Raw genomic sequence first — 16,608 nt, 5'->3', positions numbered from 1 at the left:
CTGCACCGGTTTGTCTGTGCCGGAGACATCCGGCACAGACGAACCGACTTCCGCGAACGTCACACGCTCGTCGTCGCGTGCGGTCGCGGTGCCGCCTCCTCGCTCAGCCCGAACCGTCGGTGCACCCGCCGCAGCGGCTTCGGCGCCCACCATGCCCAGCGGCCCAGGAGGGTCATCGTGGCCGGAACGAGCAGCATCCGTACGACAGTTGCGTCGATCAGGACCGCGAGGGTGAGGCCGAGGCCGATCTGCAGGATGGGGGAGAAGCCGCCCGTCATGAAGGCGCCGAAGACGACGGCGAGGAGCAGGGCGGCGCACGTGACCACCCGTCCCGAGCGGCGCAGACCGCTCACCACGGCCTCCTGGTCGTCGCCCGTCGCACGCCGTGCCTCCCGCATCCGGGCCAGGATGAACAGCTCGTAGTCCATGGCCAGTCCGAAGGCGATCGCGACGATCAGCGGGGGCGCCGTCAGGCTGAGCGCACCCAGGCCCTGCGCGCCCAGCGCACCGGCCAGATGGCCGTCCTGGAAGACCCACACCACCACACCGAGGGCGGCGCCCAGGCTGAGCAGGGTGGTCAGGATCGTGCGCAGCGGGATCAGCACCGAGCCGGTGAAGGCGAACAGCAGGACGAAGATGCCGGCCAGCACGGTCAGCGCCGCCCACGGCGCGCGTTCGGAGAGCATGCCGCGGAAGTCGACCAGACGGGCGGCGGATCCGGTCACCTGAACGGGGTCGTCGCCGCGCACCTCGCGCACCTTCTTGACCAGGCCGGTGGCCTCCTTGCCGTCGACCCGACCGGACGGCTGCAGCTCCACGACCGTTGCCCCGCCCGGCAGTTCACGGGATTGCGCGGTCGGGGACAGGGCGCGGATCCGTTCGGCCGTCGCCGCGCCGGTGCCGGGTTTGAGCACGGCGGTGACCGGTGAGACCCCGGTGCCGGGCGGGAAGTGCGCGTCGACGGTGTCGTACAACTGCCGTGCCTCGGTGCTCGACGGGAGCTGTGTGGCGTCCCCGATCTCGATCCTCATGCCGGTGACGGGCAGGGCGAGGACCAGCAGGGCCGGTACGGCGATGGCGAGCACGGCGAGGCGGCGGCGGGCCGCGAAGCGGGCGACGCGGGCGAAGAAGCGGCCCTCCTCGCCCTCCGGGCGGTTCTTCGCGGGAGCGATCTTCGCGCCGAACTTCGTGAGCAGCGCGGGCAGCAGCGTCACCGCGGCGAGCATGTCGACGACCACGACCGCCGCCACGGCCAGTCCCATGCTGCGCAGGAACACGCTGGGGAACACCAGCAGTCCGGTCAGGCTGACGGCCACGGTGAGCCCTGAGAACAGTACGGTCCGGCCGGCCGCGGCGACCGTGCGGTGCACCGCCACCACGACGTCCTCGGTGTGCCGGCGTTCCTCACGGAAGCGGACCAGCATCAACAGGGCGTAGTCCACGGCCAGTCCGAGGCCGAGCATGGTCGTCACCTGGATCGCGTACACCGAGATGTCGGTGACCTGGCTGAAGCCGAACAGGGCGAGGAAGGCGCCCGCGATCCCGCTCACCGCGATCACCAGCGGCAGCGCGGCGGCACGCAGCCCGCCGAACACGACGAGCAGCAGGGCCAGTACGACGGGCAGCGAGATCAACTCGGCCTTCTTCACGTCCTCCTGGGCCCGCTCGCCGAGCTGCTCGCCCAGCAACGGGCCGCCGCTGACATGGACTTCGGGCGCGTCGATCTGCCTGATGCGGTCGGCTGCCGCGTCCACGGCCCGTTCCTCGGCGTCGTCGTCGAGACCGCCCCGCAGGGTGACGGGGACGATCAGCGCCCGCCCGTCCTCGGCCCGCAGCCCGCGCGTCGTGTACGGGTCGGGCACCGCTGCGACCCCGGCGATGTCGCGCACATCGGCGACGGCACGCTCAACCTGGTTGCGCAGTGCGGGACTTGAGACCGGGACGCCCTCGACGACACCGGTGATCGACTCACCGGCCGGGTCGGCGCGGTCCAGATACTGGGCGGCCCGTTCCGACTCGGTGCCCGGCACCTCGGGCACGTTGTCGGAGAGCCGTCCGAAGACGCCCGTTCCCAGCCCGAAGCCGAGCAGCAGGAAGAGCACCCACAGAAGCATGACGGTGAGCGGGCGGCGGGTCGCCGCCCTGGCAAGGCTGGAGAGCACGGTCCCTCCCGGAGGGGCGGTGAGTCGTCACAGGTCGTTCGACCTCGCCCCAGGCTCACGCCGCCCGGGGTGCGGACGGATCGCCGGAGGGAGCGGTTTCGAGGGCTCCGTCGTACGGGGGAGAGGGGGGCGTGGCTCACTCGTGCGGGGGAGTGCGGGAGAGAAACCGAGGGGAGGCAGCCAGCACCCGCTACGGGGCTCCCGGTGTCACCAACCCCGTCTCGTACGCGCAGATCACGGCCTGCACCCGGTCCCTGAGGCCGAGCTTGCCCAGCACGTTGCTGACGTGGGTCTTGACGGTGTGCTCGCTCACGAAGAGGGTCGTGGCGATCTCGGCGTTGGACAGGCCCCGGGCCAGCAACCGCAGGGTCTCCACCTCGCGCGCGGTCAGCGCGTCCAGCCGCTGCGGAGTGACCTCGGCGGTGGACTCCTCCCTGCGCCGCCGCACGATGTCCGCGACCAGCCGCCGGGTCACCGTGGGCGCGAGCAGCGAGTCCCCGGCCGCGACGACCCGCACGGCGTGCACGAGGTCGTCGCGGCGCACGTCCTTGAGCAGAAAGCCGCTGGCGCCCGCGTACAGCGCCTCGTACACATACTCGTCCAGGTCGAAGGTGGTCAGCATGACGACCTTGCAGCCGGACTGCGCACACACCAGCCGGGCCGCCTCCAGCCCGTCCATCACCGGCATCCGGATGTCGAGCAGCAGCACGTCAGGCGTGTGCCGCCGCACCGCCGCGACCGCCTCCGCGCCGTCACCGGCCTCGGCGACCACCTCGATGTCCGGCTGCGCCTCCAGGATCATGCTGAAGCCGCTGCGGACCAGCTCCTGGTCGTCGGCGACGACCACCCGGATGCTCACTCCAGCGCCGCCCGAAGGCCCGCGGCGGCCGGCAGGCGTACGGCCACGCGGAAGCCGCCGTCCGGTCCGCGTCCGGTCTCGGCGCTGCCGCCGCACGCCGCGGCCCGCTCCCGGATGCCGATCAGCCCGTGACCACGGCCCACAGCCGCCGGGCCCCGTCCGTCGTCCGTCACCGTCAGCGTCAAGTGGTCCTCCGCCCAGTCGAGTTCGACGGTCGCGCAGGAAGCGTACGCGTGCTTCACGGTGTTGGTCAGGGCCTCCTGGACCACCCGGTAGGCGGCGACCTCGGCGTCCGGCGCCATGGCGTACGGCTCCCCCTTCGTACGCAACTCGGCGCGCAGACCGGTGGATTCGGCGACCCGACGGACCAGCCCGGACAGGGCCGCCACCCCCGGTTGCGGTGAAGTGCCGCCCTTCTGCTCGTCCTTGAGGACGCCGAGGATCCGCCGCAGCTGTCCCATGGCGTCGCGGCCGGCCGCCGCGATCGCGTCGAAGGAGGCCTCCGCGCGCTCGGGGTCAGTGCGCAGCACGACGGGTCCGGCCTCCGCCTGGACGACCATGAGGCTGACCGCGTGGGCGAGGACGTCGTGCATGTCCCGGGCGATCCGGGAGCGTTCCTGGACGATGGCCCGCGCGGTGTCCGCGGCCCGTTCCCGTTCCAGGCGCCGGGCCCGGTCCTCCAGCTCCGCGGTGTACGCGCGCTGCACCCGGGCGAGCCACCCGAGGGCGTACGCGCAGGCGATGCACAGCAGATGGAAGGCGTACTCGAAGGGCCGGGCGTGCTCCTTGTGGTGCATCGTGACGGTGACGCCGATCGCCCAGCCCACCAGCATCACCCGCCGCTGCCAGGGCAGGGCGCGGGCGGCCATGGTGTACAGGACGACGAGTCCGCCGTACATCACGTCGGGCGGGGGCGCGTGGTAGACGGCCATCGCGGGCGTGGCCGCCGAGACGGCCCACGCGGTCGCGAACGGCGCCCGCCGCCGCCACACCAGCGGGACCGCCGTGGCGGCCCCCAGCAGCCAGCCCTGCCAGGACAGCGGGTCGTCCCCCTCGTCGGGGAAGAGCCACTGCAGTGAGACCGCGAACAGTACGAGCGCGGCGAGGGCGGCGTCTACGGCGTACGGATTGGCGGTACGCAGACGGGAGGCGGTCTGCGCGAACCAGGCGTGCGGGGACATGGGCGGCTCCTCGGGGCAAGGGCCGTTCCAGTATCACGACGGCGGACGGGGTGGGCACTCGCCGATGAGAGGGATATCCGGCGCGGGATTTCGGCACCGGTCGGGGAGTCCAGGGGGCGGTTCCGGTCCGCGCCGAGCGGGTCTCACGGCTCCTTCGCCGGCCGCCACCCCGTCGCCCGCGAGATGCCGAGTGCCGCCAGCCGCACCGCGGGCGCCAGTACCGGTACCTGTGTGTCGGCCTGCGGCACCACCACCGACACCGCGGCCAGTACCGTCCCGCCCGGGCCGCGTACCGGGGCCGCCACCGACAGGGCGTCTTCGGTGACCTGGCGGCTGCTCACCGCGACCCCGGTGCGCCGCACCTCGGCCAGGATCCGGCGCAGCCGTGCCGGATCGGTGACCGTGTGGGGCGTGAAGGAGGCGAGCGGACCCGCGCAGTACTGCTGCTGGAACTCCGGGTCGCCGTGCGCCAGCAGCACCAAACCGACCCCGGTGGCGTGCAGCGGCCAGCGCGCCCCCACCCGGATGTGCACGCCGACCGAGGAACGGCCCGAGATCCACTCGATGTAGACGACCTCGCCACCGTCCTGCACGGCCAACTGCACGTTTTCATGCGTCGCCTCGTACAGGTCCTCCAGATACGGCAGGGCGAGCTGCCGCAACGCCAGCCCCCGCGGAGCCAGCGCCGCAACCTCCCACAGCCTGAGCCCCACGTGATAGACCCCGGCCTCATCCCGCTCCAGAGCACCCCAGTCGGCGAGAGCGGCCACCAACCGATGAGTGGTCGTCAGCGTCAGCCCGGCCCGCCGACTGATGTCCGTCAAGGACAGCGCCGGGTGGTCGTGATCGAACGCGGCGAGCACGGACAACAGCCGGTCGGTGGCGGAGCGGGGGGTCATGGGTGGGGGGCCTTTGGGGTGGCGGGCTGGGGTGGGGTGTTTCCGGGTTGGGTGTCTTGGGGTGGGGCGTGCTTCGGGGAAATGGTTTGGGGCTGGGCGTTTTCGGATCGGCTGTGCTTTGGGGAGGTGGCCTGGGGTCGGGCGTGCCGAGGTCGGGCGTGCTCCGAGGAGGTGGCGAGGACCTCGACCAGGCGGTCAAGATGAGCCCGTCCGTGCGCATCGAGGTCATCGCTGGCCTCAGGCCAGGCGCCCTCCGGGTCTGCGTTCTCCGGACAGGCGTCCTTTGGGTAGGCGGCTTCCGGCCTGGCGTTCTCCGGCCTGGCGGTCTCGGGCGGAGCGTGCTCCGGACGGGCGCCCTGGGGCCGGGCGTCTTCGGGTCGGGCGTGCTCCAGGAAGGCGGCCTCGCGCTGGGCGTCCTGGGGCGAGGCGTCCTCGGACCGGGCGTCCTCGGGCCCGGCGTCCTCCGGCCAGGCGGCCCCGGCCAAGCGCCAACCCCCTTTGCAGCCCGCGCATTTGACGGCATCCCTCGCCACATCAAGCCAACCCGTCCTCCGCGATCCGCAGCAGCAGTGAGTGCAGCGCTTCCCGCTCGGCCGGGGCCAGGGGGCCGAGTAGTTCGTTCGTCACGCGTAGGCCCGCCTCGTCGGTGTCGCGCAGGAAGGCGCGGCCGCCCTCGGTGAGTACGACGGTACGGCTGCGGCGGTCGTCGGGGGAGGGGCGGCGCTCGGCGAAGCCCAGCTTCTCCAGGTCGTCGACGAGGCCGACGATCGCGCTCGGGTCGTAGCCGAGGCGGGCGCTCAGTTCGCGCTGCAGCGTGCCCTCGGTCGTGGCGAGGAAGCGCAGTACGGCGTAGTGGCGCAGGCGCAGCCCCGACTCCTGCAGGAACGTGTTGAACAGCTGCCCCGAACGCAGGCCCAGGCGGTACAGGAGATAGCCCGTGTCCGCGTGCAGCCCTCTCATCCAGGGCTCGTCCGCGTCGATGGGTTTCGGGGTGGCGTGCTGGCGTGTGATGGCGGGCTCCCTGTGCTCGATGCGTCATGGAGATTCCAGCATGTCGCACCCGATGGTCACCAACAACTATTGACGTCAACAATTATTGCTCTTAGCTTCGATCTCGACCCCGCAGCACCCGTACCAGCTCGTGGAGGGACCCACCCGTGCCCAGCATCGATCTCACCGGCAAGGTCGCCGTCGTCACCGGCAGCGGCCGGGGCCTCGGACTCGCCTACGCCCACGCCCTGGCCGCCCACGGCGCGTCCGTGGTCGTCAACGACGTCGACGAGGCGGTGGCCGGGGCGGCCGTGAAGTCCATCGAGGAGGCGGGCGGCCGGGCCGTCGCCGAGGTCGTCCCGGTCGGCACGAGCGAGGCCGCGGACCGGCTGGTGGGCCGCGCGGTCGAGGAGTTCGGACGGCTCGACGTCCTGGTCACCAACGCCGGCATCCTGCGCGACAAGGTGCTGTGGAAGATGACCGACGACGACTTCGACGCGGTCGTCACCACCCACCTCAGGGGCACCTTCACCTGCGCCCGCGCCGCCGCCGTCCGCATGCGCGAGCAGGGCGAGGGCGGCACGCTGATCCTGGTCGGCTCCCCGGCCGGGCAGCGCGGCAACTTCGGGCAGACGAACTACGCCGCCGCCAAGGCCGGCATCGCCGCCATGGCCCGTACCTGGTCGATGGAGCTGGGCCGGGCGCACATCACCGTCAACGCGATCGTGCCGGTCGCCGCGACCGCGATGACCGAGACCATCCCCGCCTTCGCCCCGTACGTCGAGGCCATGCGGAACGGCGAGCCCCTGCCCGACTTCCTGCGCAAGGGCGAGGGCTTCGGCACCCCCGAGGACTGCGCGGCCCTCGTCCCCTTCCTCGCCTCCGAAGCGGCCCGCGGCATCACCGGCCAGGCCATCGGCATCGGCGGCGACAAGGTGGCACTCTGGTCGCATCCGCAGGAGATCAGGGCGGCCTACGCCGATGGCGGCTGGACCCCGCAGAGCCTGGCCGATGCCTTCCCCACGTCGATCGGCGCGGAACTACAGACCGTCGGCATCCCCGCCCCGAAGGTCCCGGAGGCGTCGTGAACATCGAGGAACTGACCGCGGTCGACGTCCACACCCACGCGGAGGTCTCCTCCAAGGGCCACTCCTCCCTGGACGACGACCTGCACGACGCCTCCTCCGCCTACTTCAAGGTCGAGGGCAAGCGGAAGCCCACCCTGGAGGAGACGGCCGCCTACTACCGCGAGCGGAGCATGGCCGCCGTGATCTTCACGGTCGACGCCGAGTCCGCGACCGGCACCGCCCCCGTCCCGAACGAGGAGGTCGCCGAGGCCGCCGCCGCCAACCCCGACGTCCTGATCCCGTTCGCCTCCGTCGACCCCTTCCGCGGCAAGGCGGGCGTCAGGCAGGCCCGCCGGCTGGTCGAGGAGTACGGGGTGAAGGGCTTCAAGTTCCACCCCAGCATCCAGGGCTTCTTCCCGAACGACCGATCGGTGGCGTACGGCCTCTACGAGGTGATCGAGGAGACCGGCACCATCGCCCTGTTCCACACCGGCCAGACCGGCATCGGCGCCGGGGTCCCGGGAGGGGGCGGCATCCGCCTCAAGTACTCCAACCCGCTCCATGTGGACGACGTGGCCGCCGACTTCCCGCACCTGAAGATCATCCTGGCGCACCCGTCCTTCCCCTGGCAGGACGAGGCCCTCGCCGTCGCCACGCACAAGCCGGGCGTGCACATCGACCTGTCCGGCTGGTCGCCGAAGTACTTCCCGCCGCAGCTGGTGCAGTACGCCAACACGCTGCTCAAGGACAAGGTCCTCTTCGGCTCCGACTTCCCCGTCCTCACCCCCGACCGCTGGCTCGCCGACTTCGCGAAGCTCGGCATCAAGGACGAGGTCAGGCCGAAGATCCTCAAGGAGAACGCCGCCCGCCTGCTCGGGCTGACCACGCCGTAAGGGGCCGTAGATGCGCAATGAGGGACTGGGGTCGTGGCCCGCACGCCGGGCGCGCAAGACCCCGCACCGCACCGCCGTGATCCACGGCGGCACCTCGCTCACGTACGCGCAGCTGTACGACCGCACCACCCGCCTCGCCCACGCCCTGCGCGCCCGCGGGGTGCGGCGCGGCGACCGCGTCGCCCACCTCGGCCCCAACCATCCCTCCTACCTGGAGACCCTGTTCGCCGCAGGCACGCTCGGCGCGGTCTTCGTCCCGCTCAACACCCGTCTCGCGGGCCCGGAGATCGCCTTCCAGCTCGCCGACTCGGGCGCCAGGGCACTGGTCCACGGCCCCTCCCACGCAGGGCTCGTCGCCGGGCTGCCGGGCGACACCGACGTGCGTACGTACGTCCAAGTGGGCGCCGAATACGAGGAGTTGGTGGCCGGCGCCGACGCCGAGCCGATCGACGAGCCGGTCACCCCCGACGACACCTGCATCATCATGTACACCTCGGGGACGACCGGCCGTCCCAAGGGCGCGATGCTCACCCACGCCAATCTGACCTGGAACGCCGTCAACGTCCTCGTCGACACCGATCTGATCGCCGACGAACGCGCCCTGGTCTCCGCGCCGTTGTTCCACACCGCGGGCCTGAACATGCTGACGCTGCCGGTGCTGCTGAAGGGCGGCACCTGCGTCCTCGTGGAAGCCTTCGACCCGGACGCCACCTTCGACCTCATCGAACGGCACCGGATCACCTTCATGTTCGGGGTGCCGACGATGTTCGAGCAGGTGGCCCGGCATCCGCGCTGGCCGGACGCGGACCTGTCGTCGCTGCGCATCCTCACCTGCGGCGGCTCACCCGTGCCGACGCCGCTGATCGCCGCCTACCAGGAGCGGGGCCTGACCTTCCTCCAGGGCTACGGCATGACGGAGGCCTCGCCCGGCACCCTGTTCCTGGACGCGGAGCACGCGGTCACCAAGGCGGGTTCGGCCGGCGTCCCGCACTTCTTCAGCGATGTCCGCGTCGTACGGCCGGACTTCACGCCCGTCGACACCGGTGAGACCGGCGAGGTCGTGGTCCGCGGACCACATGTCATGCCCGGCTACTGGGGGCTGCCCGAGGAAACCGCCGCCGTCCTCGCCGACGGCTGGTTCCGCAGCGGCGACGCCGCCCGGGTCGACGAGGACGGATACGTCCACATCGTCGACCGCATCAAGGACATGATCATCTCCGGCGGCGAGAACATCTACCCCGCCGAGATCGAGGACCTGCTGCTCGCCCATCCGGACGTCGTCGAGTGTGCGGTCATCGGCGTGCCCGACGCCACGTGGGGCGAGGTGCCGCGCGCGGTCGTGGTGCCGCGCGAGGGCGTCCCGCTCGACCCCGACGAGGTGCTGGCCTCCCTCTCCGGCCGCCTCGCCAAGTACAAGATCCCCAAGTCGCTGGTGCTCGCGGACGAACTCCCGCGCACCGCCTCCGGGAAGCTCCTCAAGTCCCGTGTGCGCGAGCGCTACGGCAACTGACGATCCCTCAAGTAACAAGGAACAGGCCACCCATGACCGTCACCGTCAACGGCATCGACGAACTGAAGAAGCTCGCCGGCAGCGAACTCGGCACCAGTGCATGGCTCGACGTCACCCAGGAGCGCATCGACACCTTCGCCGACGCCACCGGCGACCACCAGTGGATCCACGTGGACCCCGAGCGCGCCGCCGAGGGCCCCTTCGGCGCCCCGATCGCCCACGGCTATCTGACCCTCTCCCTCTTCATCCCGCTCTTCACCGAACTCCTCGACGTCCAGGGCGTCACCACGAAGGTCAACTACGGCCTGAACAAGGTCCGTTTCCCCGCACCGGTGAAGGCGGGCTCCCGGATCCGGCTCGTCGGCAGGCTCGCTGAGGTCGCGGAGGTGCCCGGCGGCGTCCAGATCACGGTCGACGGCACGATCGAGACCGAGGGCGGCAGCAAACCGGCCGCGGTGCTGCAGAGCCTGTCCCGCTTCTACGCCTGACCGGGGCGCACCGGCACCAGGTCGAGAAGGCGTTCCGACGCCTCGCGCGCGAGCGGGGTGAGCCGCTCGTGCACGGTGCGGAACGTCTTCTCGGCGCGCTCGGCGGGCCAGTCGCCCGGCAGGTGCCGGACCGGCAGGCGCGGGTCGCGGCGGATGATCTGCAGCCACTCGGCCTGCAGCCGCAGCCGCAGCACCAGCGCGTCCTCGGGCTCCGCCGGCCGGCTCTCGCGTGCCTCCCAGCGGCGCGTGAAGTCCCCGTAGCGCGCGGCCAGTTCGGACAGCTCCCAGGTCTCCTCGATCAACGCGCCGATGTCCATGCCGGTGTCGGCCGTGGCGCGGAAGACCTTCACATGGGCGGCCAGCCCCAGCTCGGACACCAGCTCCGACACGTCGACCTCGCCCGGCGCGATCCACTGGCCGCTGAACAGCGGGCCGAAGCCGCTCCAGGTGAGCTTGGAGCGCAGATCGTGGCGCTGGCGCTGCCAGGATTCGGGGAGCGAGAAACCGAGCAGGGTCCAGGTGCCGTCCCAGGTGCGGTTGACGGCACCCGTCTGCCAGATGCGCCGCTCGCCGTCCCGCAGCACCGCTGTGGAGTGCTCGGTCAGGCCGAAGTACATCCGGCGGCCCTCGCGCTGGCGGCGCAGCAGACCCCGGTGGACCATCCGGGTCAGCGTCGAACGGGTGGCCTGCTCGCCGACCCCGGCCCGCTCGAAGACGTCGATCACGCTGCCCGAGTACACACAGACGTCCCGCCCGAGCACCTGGTCACCCAGGAACGTCAGCAGGAGGGACTGGGGCCGCAACGACTCCTCACCTGTCATGCGGCCCACCGTACGACGACCTCCACGTCAGGACGACGAGTAATGTTCACGCCGCGACACAGGCGTGGCGGCAGGAGAGGTGCAGGCGTGAAGCTGACGATTCTGGGCGGTGGCGGGTTCCGGGTGCCACTGGTGTACGGGGCGCTGCTGACGGACCACGCCGAGGGACGGGTCACCGACGTCGTCCTGCACGACCTGGACGCCGGCCGGCTGGACGCGGTCACCCGGGTGCTGGCCGAGCAGGCGGCCGGGGTGCCCGACGCCCCCGCGGTGAGCGCCACGACCAACCTCGACGCGGCCCTGCGCGGCGCCGACTTCGTCTTCTCCGCGATCCGCGTCGGCGGCCTGGAGGGCCGGGCGAACGACGAGCGGGTCGCCCTCGCCGAGGGCGTCCTCGGCCAGGAGACGGTCGGCGCGGGCGGCATCGCCTACGGCCTGCGCACCGTCCCCGTCGCCGTCGACATCGCCCAGCGGGTGGCCCGGCTCGCGCCCGACGCCTGGGTCATCAACTTCACCAACCCGGCGGGCCTGGTCACCGAGGCCATGTCCCGCCACCTCGGCGACCGCGTCATCGGCATCTGCGACTCCCCGGTCGGCCTCGGCCGCCGTATCGCCCGCGTCCTCGGCGGCGACCCGAACCAGGCATGGATCGACTACGTCGGCCTCAACCACCTCGGCTGGGTGCGCGGCCTGCACATCGCCGGACGCGACGAACTCCCGCGGCTGCTCGCCGACCCCGGCCTGCTCGGCTCCTTCGAGGAGGGCAAGCTCTTCGGCGCCGACTGGCTGCAGTCCCTCGGCGCGATCCCCAACGAATACCTGCACTACTACTACTTCAACCGCGAAACCGTCCGCGCCTACCAGCTGGCCGAGAAGACCCGCGGTGCCTTCCTGCGCGACCAGCAGGCGCACTTCTACGAGCAGATGCGCGATCCCGGCGCCGGGGCACTCGCCACCTGGGACCGCACCCGCGCCGAGCGCGAGGCGACGTACATGGCGGAGAACCGCGAGAGCGCGGGCGCCGGCGAACGCGACGCCGACGACCTCTCCGGCGGCTACGAGAAGGTCGCCCTCGCCCTGATGCGGGCCATCGCCCGCGACGAGCGCGCCACCCTGATCCTCAACGTCCGCAACCGCACCACCCTGTCGGTGCTCGACACCGAGGCCGTCATCGAGGTCCCGTGCCTGGTCGACGCGGGCGGCGCGCACCCGGTCACGGTCGCCCCGCTGCCCGACCACGCCACCGGCCTGGTCTGCGCGGTCAAGGCGGTCGAGCGCGAGGTGCTGTCCGCCGCCGAGTCCGGCTCCCGCACCACGGCGGAGAAGGCCTTCGCCCTGCACCCGCTCGTCGACTCCGTGAACGTGGCCCGACGTCTCGTCGAGGGCTACACGCAGGTTCACCCCGGCCTGGCCTACCTGAAGTGAGGCCCCCGGGAACTTTCCATCGAATCTTAAGAAAGCGGTAAGCCACCTGGTCACGGGCCCTGCGACAGGGTCCGTGACCAGCTTCGTTCCCCTCCGCGACACCCGGAGTTCGCCTGCTCCCACTGGGATGCGGGCCACCAGGCAAGAGGAAGGTGTCAGCGTGAGTGACCGCCGTATAACCGCGATACGCAAGGGGCTCAAGCGCCGGGGGAGGCTCATGGCGCAGGCGGTGAGCCCACCTCGCAGGCACCTGGACGCCGTGCCGTCCCCGCGCGGCGCCGACGCGTCCTACACCGCGCCTCCCGTCCCGCGCCTGGTGGACTCCCCGGTCTTCGTCCTGTCCTCGGTGCGCTCCGGCTCCACCCTGCTGCGGGTCCTGCTGAACAGCCACAGCCGCATCCGCGCCCCGCACGAGATGCATCTGCGGACGCTGCACGTCGAGCTCTCGCGCGAGTTCACCGCCGACGCCATGCGGGAGCTGCAGCTCGACAAGGACGAGCTGGAGCACCTGCTGTGGGACCGGGTGCTGCATCTGGAGCTGACCCGCAGCGGCAAGGACGTCATCGTCGACAAGACGCCGCCCAACACGCTCATCTGGCCGCGCCTGCACCGATGTTGGCCCCACGCCCGCTACATCCTGCTGCTGCGCCACCCGGGCGCGGTCATCGCCTCGCTGACCGACCGCCGTACCGACCCGGACCACGAGGCCATCCACGCCGAGGTGCTCGGCTACAGCGAGAAGCTGGAGGCCGCGCGGCAGAGCCTGGATACCCACGTGGTGAGGTACGAGGACCTCACCGCCGAGCCGGAGCGGGTCACCCGCGGTCTGTGCGACTACCTCGGCGTCGAGTGGGAGAGCGGCATGCTCGACTACGGCACCAAGGACCACGGCACGTTCCGCCCGCAGCTCGGCGACTGGTCGAGCACCATCCGATCGGGCCGGATCCAGCCCGCCCGCTCCGCCGACGGGACGACCGCCCTGCCGCCGCGGCTCGCGGAGACGGCGCGGGCGTGGGGGTACCCGGTCGGGGCACCCCCACGCCACTGAAACGGCGAGGGCCGGCCGGTTGAAGGGGCCAGTGCTAGCCGGTGAAGCCGGCCGTGATCGAGGTGAACTGCCAGTTGTTCTGGCTGATGCCGGAGCAGTTGCTCACCACGCCGCCGCCCGGGCACGGCCGGTCACGGTTGACCGCCCAGTAGGCGAGCCGGGCGATGTGGTGGCTGTTCGCCCAGTCGCGGATCTGGGTCCAGATCGCCGGGGTGGTGTTCTCCTGCTGGTCGGACAGTCCGTTCATGCCGGAGATGCCCATGTGGGCGTACGCGGTCGCGTCGTCCCAGCCGAAGGTCGACTTCAGCTTGGCCTTCAGGCCCTCCGCGGCGTTCACGGTGTTGCCGTACATGTCGGAGCCGCCGCCGAAGTCGAACGGCATGATCGTGAAGACGTCGATGCCGGCGTTCAGCGACTGCGCCTGCTCGATGAGCCGGTTGCCGTAGTAGGTCGGGCCGGTGGTCGACGTGCCGAAGGTGACGATGGTCCTGAGGCCGGGGTTGTTGGCCTTGACCGTCTTCAGGGCGGTGAGGATCTTCGCCTGGACGGCCTCGTTCTCGAACTCGTCGGAGTTCTCGATGTCCATGTCGATCGCCTTGAGCGAGTAGGCGTCGATCACCTTCTGCAGGGCGCCCGCGAGCGCGCTCGCGGAGGAGCAGTTGGCGCCGAGCTTGCTGCCCTGCCAGCCGCCGAACGACGGCACGATGTCCCCGCCCGCGGAACGGATCTGGTTGATGGCGCTCTGGTCGGCGCCGCCGGTCAGCGGACGGCTGCCGTCCCAGGCCGGGTTGCAGCCGCCGGAGTCGAGCACGAAGGCCATCGTGAACCACTTGATGCCGGTCGCGCTCATCACCGTGGACGGGCTCGGCGGGTCGCCCCAGCCCTCGTAGAGATAGGGCGCGGCCTGCTTGAACCCGGTGCCGCCGCCACCGCCCGCGTCGGTCGTCACGCTCACGGAGTTGGAGGCGCCGGAGGTGTTCCCGGCCGCGTCGCGCGCCTTGACGGTGAAGGTGTAGGCCGTGCTGGGGGAGAGCCCGCCGACCGTGGCGCTCGTGCCGGACACGCTGAGGACCTGGTTGGAGCCGCTGTAGATGTCGTAGGCGCTCACGCCCACGTTGTCCGTGGAGGCGTTCCACTTCAGCGACACGCTGGAGGAGGTCTTGCCGGTCGAGGTCAGCCCGCTGGGCGCGGTCGGGGCCTGGGTGTCGCCCCCGCCTCCGCCGCCGGGTCCGTCCAGGCTGATGTCGTCGGCCCAGTAGCTGCCCTGGGCGTACCAGCCGTGGACGTAGATCTTCGCGCTGGTCTGCGAGGCGCCGGTGGTGAAGGAGACCGAGAGCTGGCTGTACGCCGACGGGGAGGTCGTCCAGGTGGAGGCGCCGCCGTCGACGCCGAGGTACACGTAGGAGCCGCGTACCCAGCCGCTGAGCGAGTAGGTCGTGTTCGGCTGGACCGACACGGTCTGGCTGCACTGGGCGTTGTCGCTCGAACTCACCGCGCCCTGAAGGGCCTTGGACCCGCCGTGCACGGGAGAGGAGACGACGGAGCCGAGGTTGCCGGTGCAACTCCACGGGGAGAGGTTGCCCGACTCGAAGCCGGGGTTGGACAGGATGTTGGCCGCCTGGGCCGTGCCGGGAAGCGCGATGGCTCCGGCGAGTGCGAGGGCGGCGGAGCCGAGCAGTGCGAGGAGACGACGTCTGTGCCGTCCGAATGAGCTGCGCATGCGATCTCCCAGGAGAAATGGGGGTGTTCGGGAGTGCAGAAAGGTGCGCAACCAAGTTGGTATGGACCAATCATGGTGTCAAGGTGCTGCGCCATGATTGGTCCAGACCGGTTGGGGCTCAGGGGTGGTCGGTTTCCGGGTCGCTCGGTCTCAGGCCGGTGTGGTGGCCCGGGCGCCGGAACCGGGGGCGGTGGCCCGGTCGGGCTCGGCCGGTTCCGCCGTCTGGGCGGGCACGGCCAGCAGCAGGGGCTCCGACTCCTGGGCGCGCTGCTGCGGAAGCGTCGCCGGACGCAGCGGCCGCAGTCCCGACACCACGGTGTAGTCCTGGCCCAGGAACGGCGGGGTGATCTCGCCCGGGTCCTCGCCGAGCGCCAACTGCACAGCCGCCCAAGGGGCGTTGACGCCGCACAGGGACAGCTGGTGCAGCCCGCCCGCAGGCCGGGTGTTGACATCCATCAGGACCGGGCGGTCGCCGAACATCCGGAACTGAATGTTCGTCAGGTAATGCAGCCCGAAGCCCTCCGCGATCCGCCGCGCAGGCTCCAGCCACTGCTCGTGCAGCGTGAACCCGCGCCGCCGGCCGTCCTTGGTGCGGCCGACCGCCAGCCGGATCCGGTTGTCCGGGCCGGTGAGACAGTCCACCGACACCTCCGGCTGCCCCAGACGCGGCATCACCAGCCAGTCGACCGGCTCGTCCGCCTGCTGCAACGCCGACACCACCAGATCCAGCGGAACATACGGCGTCGGAAAGCCGCTCAACTGCGCCATCGAGAAGGGCGAACGCGTGATCACCCGGAAGCCCACACCGCCCGCGCCGGACGCCGGCTTGAAGCACGCCGTGTGCCCGTCCGCCTCCAACTCCTCGACGGCGGCCACGAGTTCATCCGCCGACCTGACCCGCCACCAGGGCGGCACGGGCCCCCCGATCGCCTGTACGGCCTCGTAGGCGATGACCTTGTCCTCGAAGACGGCCACGGCCTCCGGCGGCGGCGCGAGCAGCGCCGTGCCCACGGCCTCGAACTCCGCGCGGTGCGCCACGATCGCCGACTGGTGCAGCCGGGGCACGAACACGTCGATGCCGCGCCGCTGGCACTGGTCGAGCGCGAACTCCACGTACGCGGCCGGGGACAGACCCTCCGGCTCCAGCTCGGCGGTGTCGGCGGCGGCCAGCACGGGGGAGTCCACGTCCCCGTGCGTCGCATGGATCTCCACGGCCCGATCGCTCGGATTTCTGCGCAGCTGATCCATGAAGAACACGTTCTCCGCGTACGTGCGGTTGAGCCAGACGCGTACGCGGTAGACCATGCAGGCCGCCTTTCACGGTTTGCGGGCAGGGCCGAGCGGCCCGCACCCGGGCAGGGAAAATGGAGGGTCACCGAACCGCCCCTGTCTGAAGGGAATCCGAGGCGTTGGTGTCGGGGCGATCATACGGCCTCCCGGGCGTCACGCGTGCAACGTCCGTATTACGAGTTCCCACCCGCCCCGTACGCCGATCACCGTTGCTGCCCCACACCCCAGCCAGGCCCGCAGAGCCGCCTTGTCGGA

Annotated in this window: 14 protein-coding genes; 6 read left to right on the top strand and 8 right to left on the bottom strand. The window is 71.3% G+C overall.

What is annotated here, in order from left to right; translation table 11 throughout:
* Positions 1–59: 59 nt before the first annotated feature.
* The 5 genes from JYK17_RS28095 to JYK17_RS28075 form a co-directional block, all read right to left on the bottom strand.
* Complete coding sequence (locus tag JYK17_RS28095) at positions 60–2,162, bottom strand: MMPL family transporter (RefSeq protein ID WP_108006088.1); 2,103 nt, start codon at positions 2,160–2,162, stop codon at positions 60–62.
* 190 nt (positions 2,163–2,352) lie between these two features.
* Positions 2,353–3,021 (bottom strand): response regulator, encoded by a 669-nt coding sequence (locus JYK17_RS28090; RefSeq protein ID WP_108006086.1) that lies wholly within the window; start codon positions 3,019–3,021, stop codon positions 2,353–2,355.
* Positions 3,018–4,202 (bottom strand): sensor histidine kinase, encoded by a 1,185-nt coding sequence (locus JYK17_RS28085; protein ID WP_108006084.1) that lies wholly within the window; start codon positions 4,200–4,202, stop codon positions 3,018–3,020. The genes JYK17_RS28090 and JYK17_RS28085 overlap by 4 nt, the downstream gene beginning before the upstream one ends.
* Before the next feature lie 143 nt (positions 4,203–4,345).
* Positions 4,346–5,101, bottom strand: a complete 756-nt coding sequence (locus JYK17_RS28080; protein WP_222811452.1) for an IclR family transcriptional regulator — start codon at positions 5,099–5,101, stop codon at positions 4,346–4,348.
* A gap of 534 nt (positions 5,102–5,635) precedes the next feature.
* Complete coding sequence (locus JYK17_RS28075) at positions 5,636–6,061, bottom strand: MarR family winged helix-turn-helix transcriptional regulator (RefSeq protein ID WP_222811451.1); 426 nt, start codon at positions 6,059–6,061, stop codon at positions 5,636–5,638.
* Positions 6,062–6,258: 197 nt separating this feature from the next.
* Here JYK17_RS28075 and JYK17_RS28070 point away from each other — a divergent pair, with 197 nt between their 5' ends.
* Genes JYK17_RS28070 through JYK17_RS28055 form a run of 4 tightly spaced genes read left to right on the top strand, consistent with a single transcriptional unit; the run spans position 6,259 to position 10,049 of the window.
* Positions 6,259–7,179 carry an SDR family NAD(P)-dependent oxidoreductase gene (locus JYK17_RS28070; RefSeq protein ID WP_278000514.1) on the top strand — a complete coding sequence of 307 codons (921 nt, stop codon included), beginning with the start codon at positions 6,259–6,261 and terminating at the stop codon, positions 7,177–7,179.
* Positions 7,176–8,051 carry an amidohydrolase family protein gene (locus JYK17_RS28065; protein ID WP_222811450.1) on the top strand — a complete coding sequence of 292 codons (876 nt, stop codon included), beginning with the start codon at positions 7,176–7,178 and terminating at the stop codon, positions 8,049–8,051. Before JYK17_RS28070 ends, JYK17_RS28065 begins: the two co-directional genes overlap by 4 nt.
* A 10-nt stretch (positions 8,052–8,061) precedes the next feature.
* Positions 8,062–9,561, top strand: coding sequence for an acyl-CoA synthetase (locus JYK17_RS28060; protein WP_108006072.1), 1,500 nt, complete (start codon positions 8,062–8,064; stop codon positions 9,559–9,561).
* 32 nt (positions 9,562–9,593) lie between these two features.
* Positions 9,594–10,049: a MaoC family dehydratase gene (locus JYK17_RS28055; protein ID WP_222811449.1), complete on the top strand. Its 456-nt coding sequence runs from the start codon at positions 9,594–9,596 to the stop codon at positions 10,047–10,049.
* Here the strand turns inward: JYK17_RS28055 and JYK17_RS28050 are convergent.
* Positions 10,040–10,870: a PaaX family transcriptional regulator gene (locus JYK17_RS28050; protein ID WP_222811448.1), complete on the bottom strand. Its 831-nt coding sequence runs from the start codon at positions 10,868–10,870 to the stop codon at positions 10,040–10,042. The genes JYK17_RS28055 and JYK17_RS28050 overlap by 10 nt on opposite strands.
* A gap of 87 nt (positions 10,871–10,957) precedes the next feature.
* Here JYK17_RS28050 and JYK17_RS28045 point away from each other — a divergent pair, with 87 nt between their 5' ends.
* Both JYK17_RS28045 and JYK17_RS28040 read left to right on the top strand, forming a co-directional pair.
* Positions 10,958–12,295 (top strand): 6-phospho-beta-glucosidase, encoded by a 1,338-nt coding sequence (locus JYK17_RS28045; protein WP_128801412.1) that lies wholly within the window; start codon positions 10,958–10,960, stop codon positions 12,293–12,295.
* Positions 12,296–12,512: 217 nt separating this feature from the next.
* On the top strand, positions 12,513–13,343 hold the full coding sequence (locus tag JYK17_RS28040) for a sulfotransferase family protein (protein WP_108006064.1): 831 nt from the start codon (positions 12,513–12,515) through the stop codon (positions 13,341–13,343).
* 34 nt (positions 13,344–13,377) lie between these two features.
* Here JYK17_RS28040 and JYK17_RS28035 read toward each other — a convergent pair whose 3' ends face one another.
* Together JYK17_RS28035 and JYK17_RS28030 are read right to left on the bottom strand one after the other, a co-directional pair.
* Positions 13,378–15,063, bottom strand: coding sequence for a carbohydrate binding domain-containing protein (locus JYK17_RS28035; protein ID WP_108006062.1), 1,686 nt, complete (start codon positions 15,061–15,063; stop codon positions 13,378–13,380).
* A 150-nt stretch (positions 15,064–15,213) separates the two neighbouring features.
* A complete protein-coding gene (locus JYK17_RS28030; RefSeq protein ID WP_222811447.1) occupies positions 15,214–16,368 on the bottom strand; it encodes an ATP-grasp domain-containing protein in 1,155 nt (384 codons plus the stop codon).
* Positions 16,369–16,608: the final 240 nt, after the last annotated feature.

The organism is Streptomyces plumbidurans (assembly GCF_019857225.1).
GTDB lineage: Bacteria > Actinomycetota > Actinomycetes > Streptomycetales > Streptomycetaceae > Streptomyces > Streptomyces plumbidurans.
The sequence above is the reverse complement of the archived record's forward strand: the minus strand, read 5'-3'. Positions and strand labels throughout refer to the sequence as shown.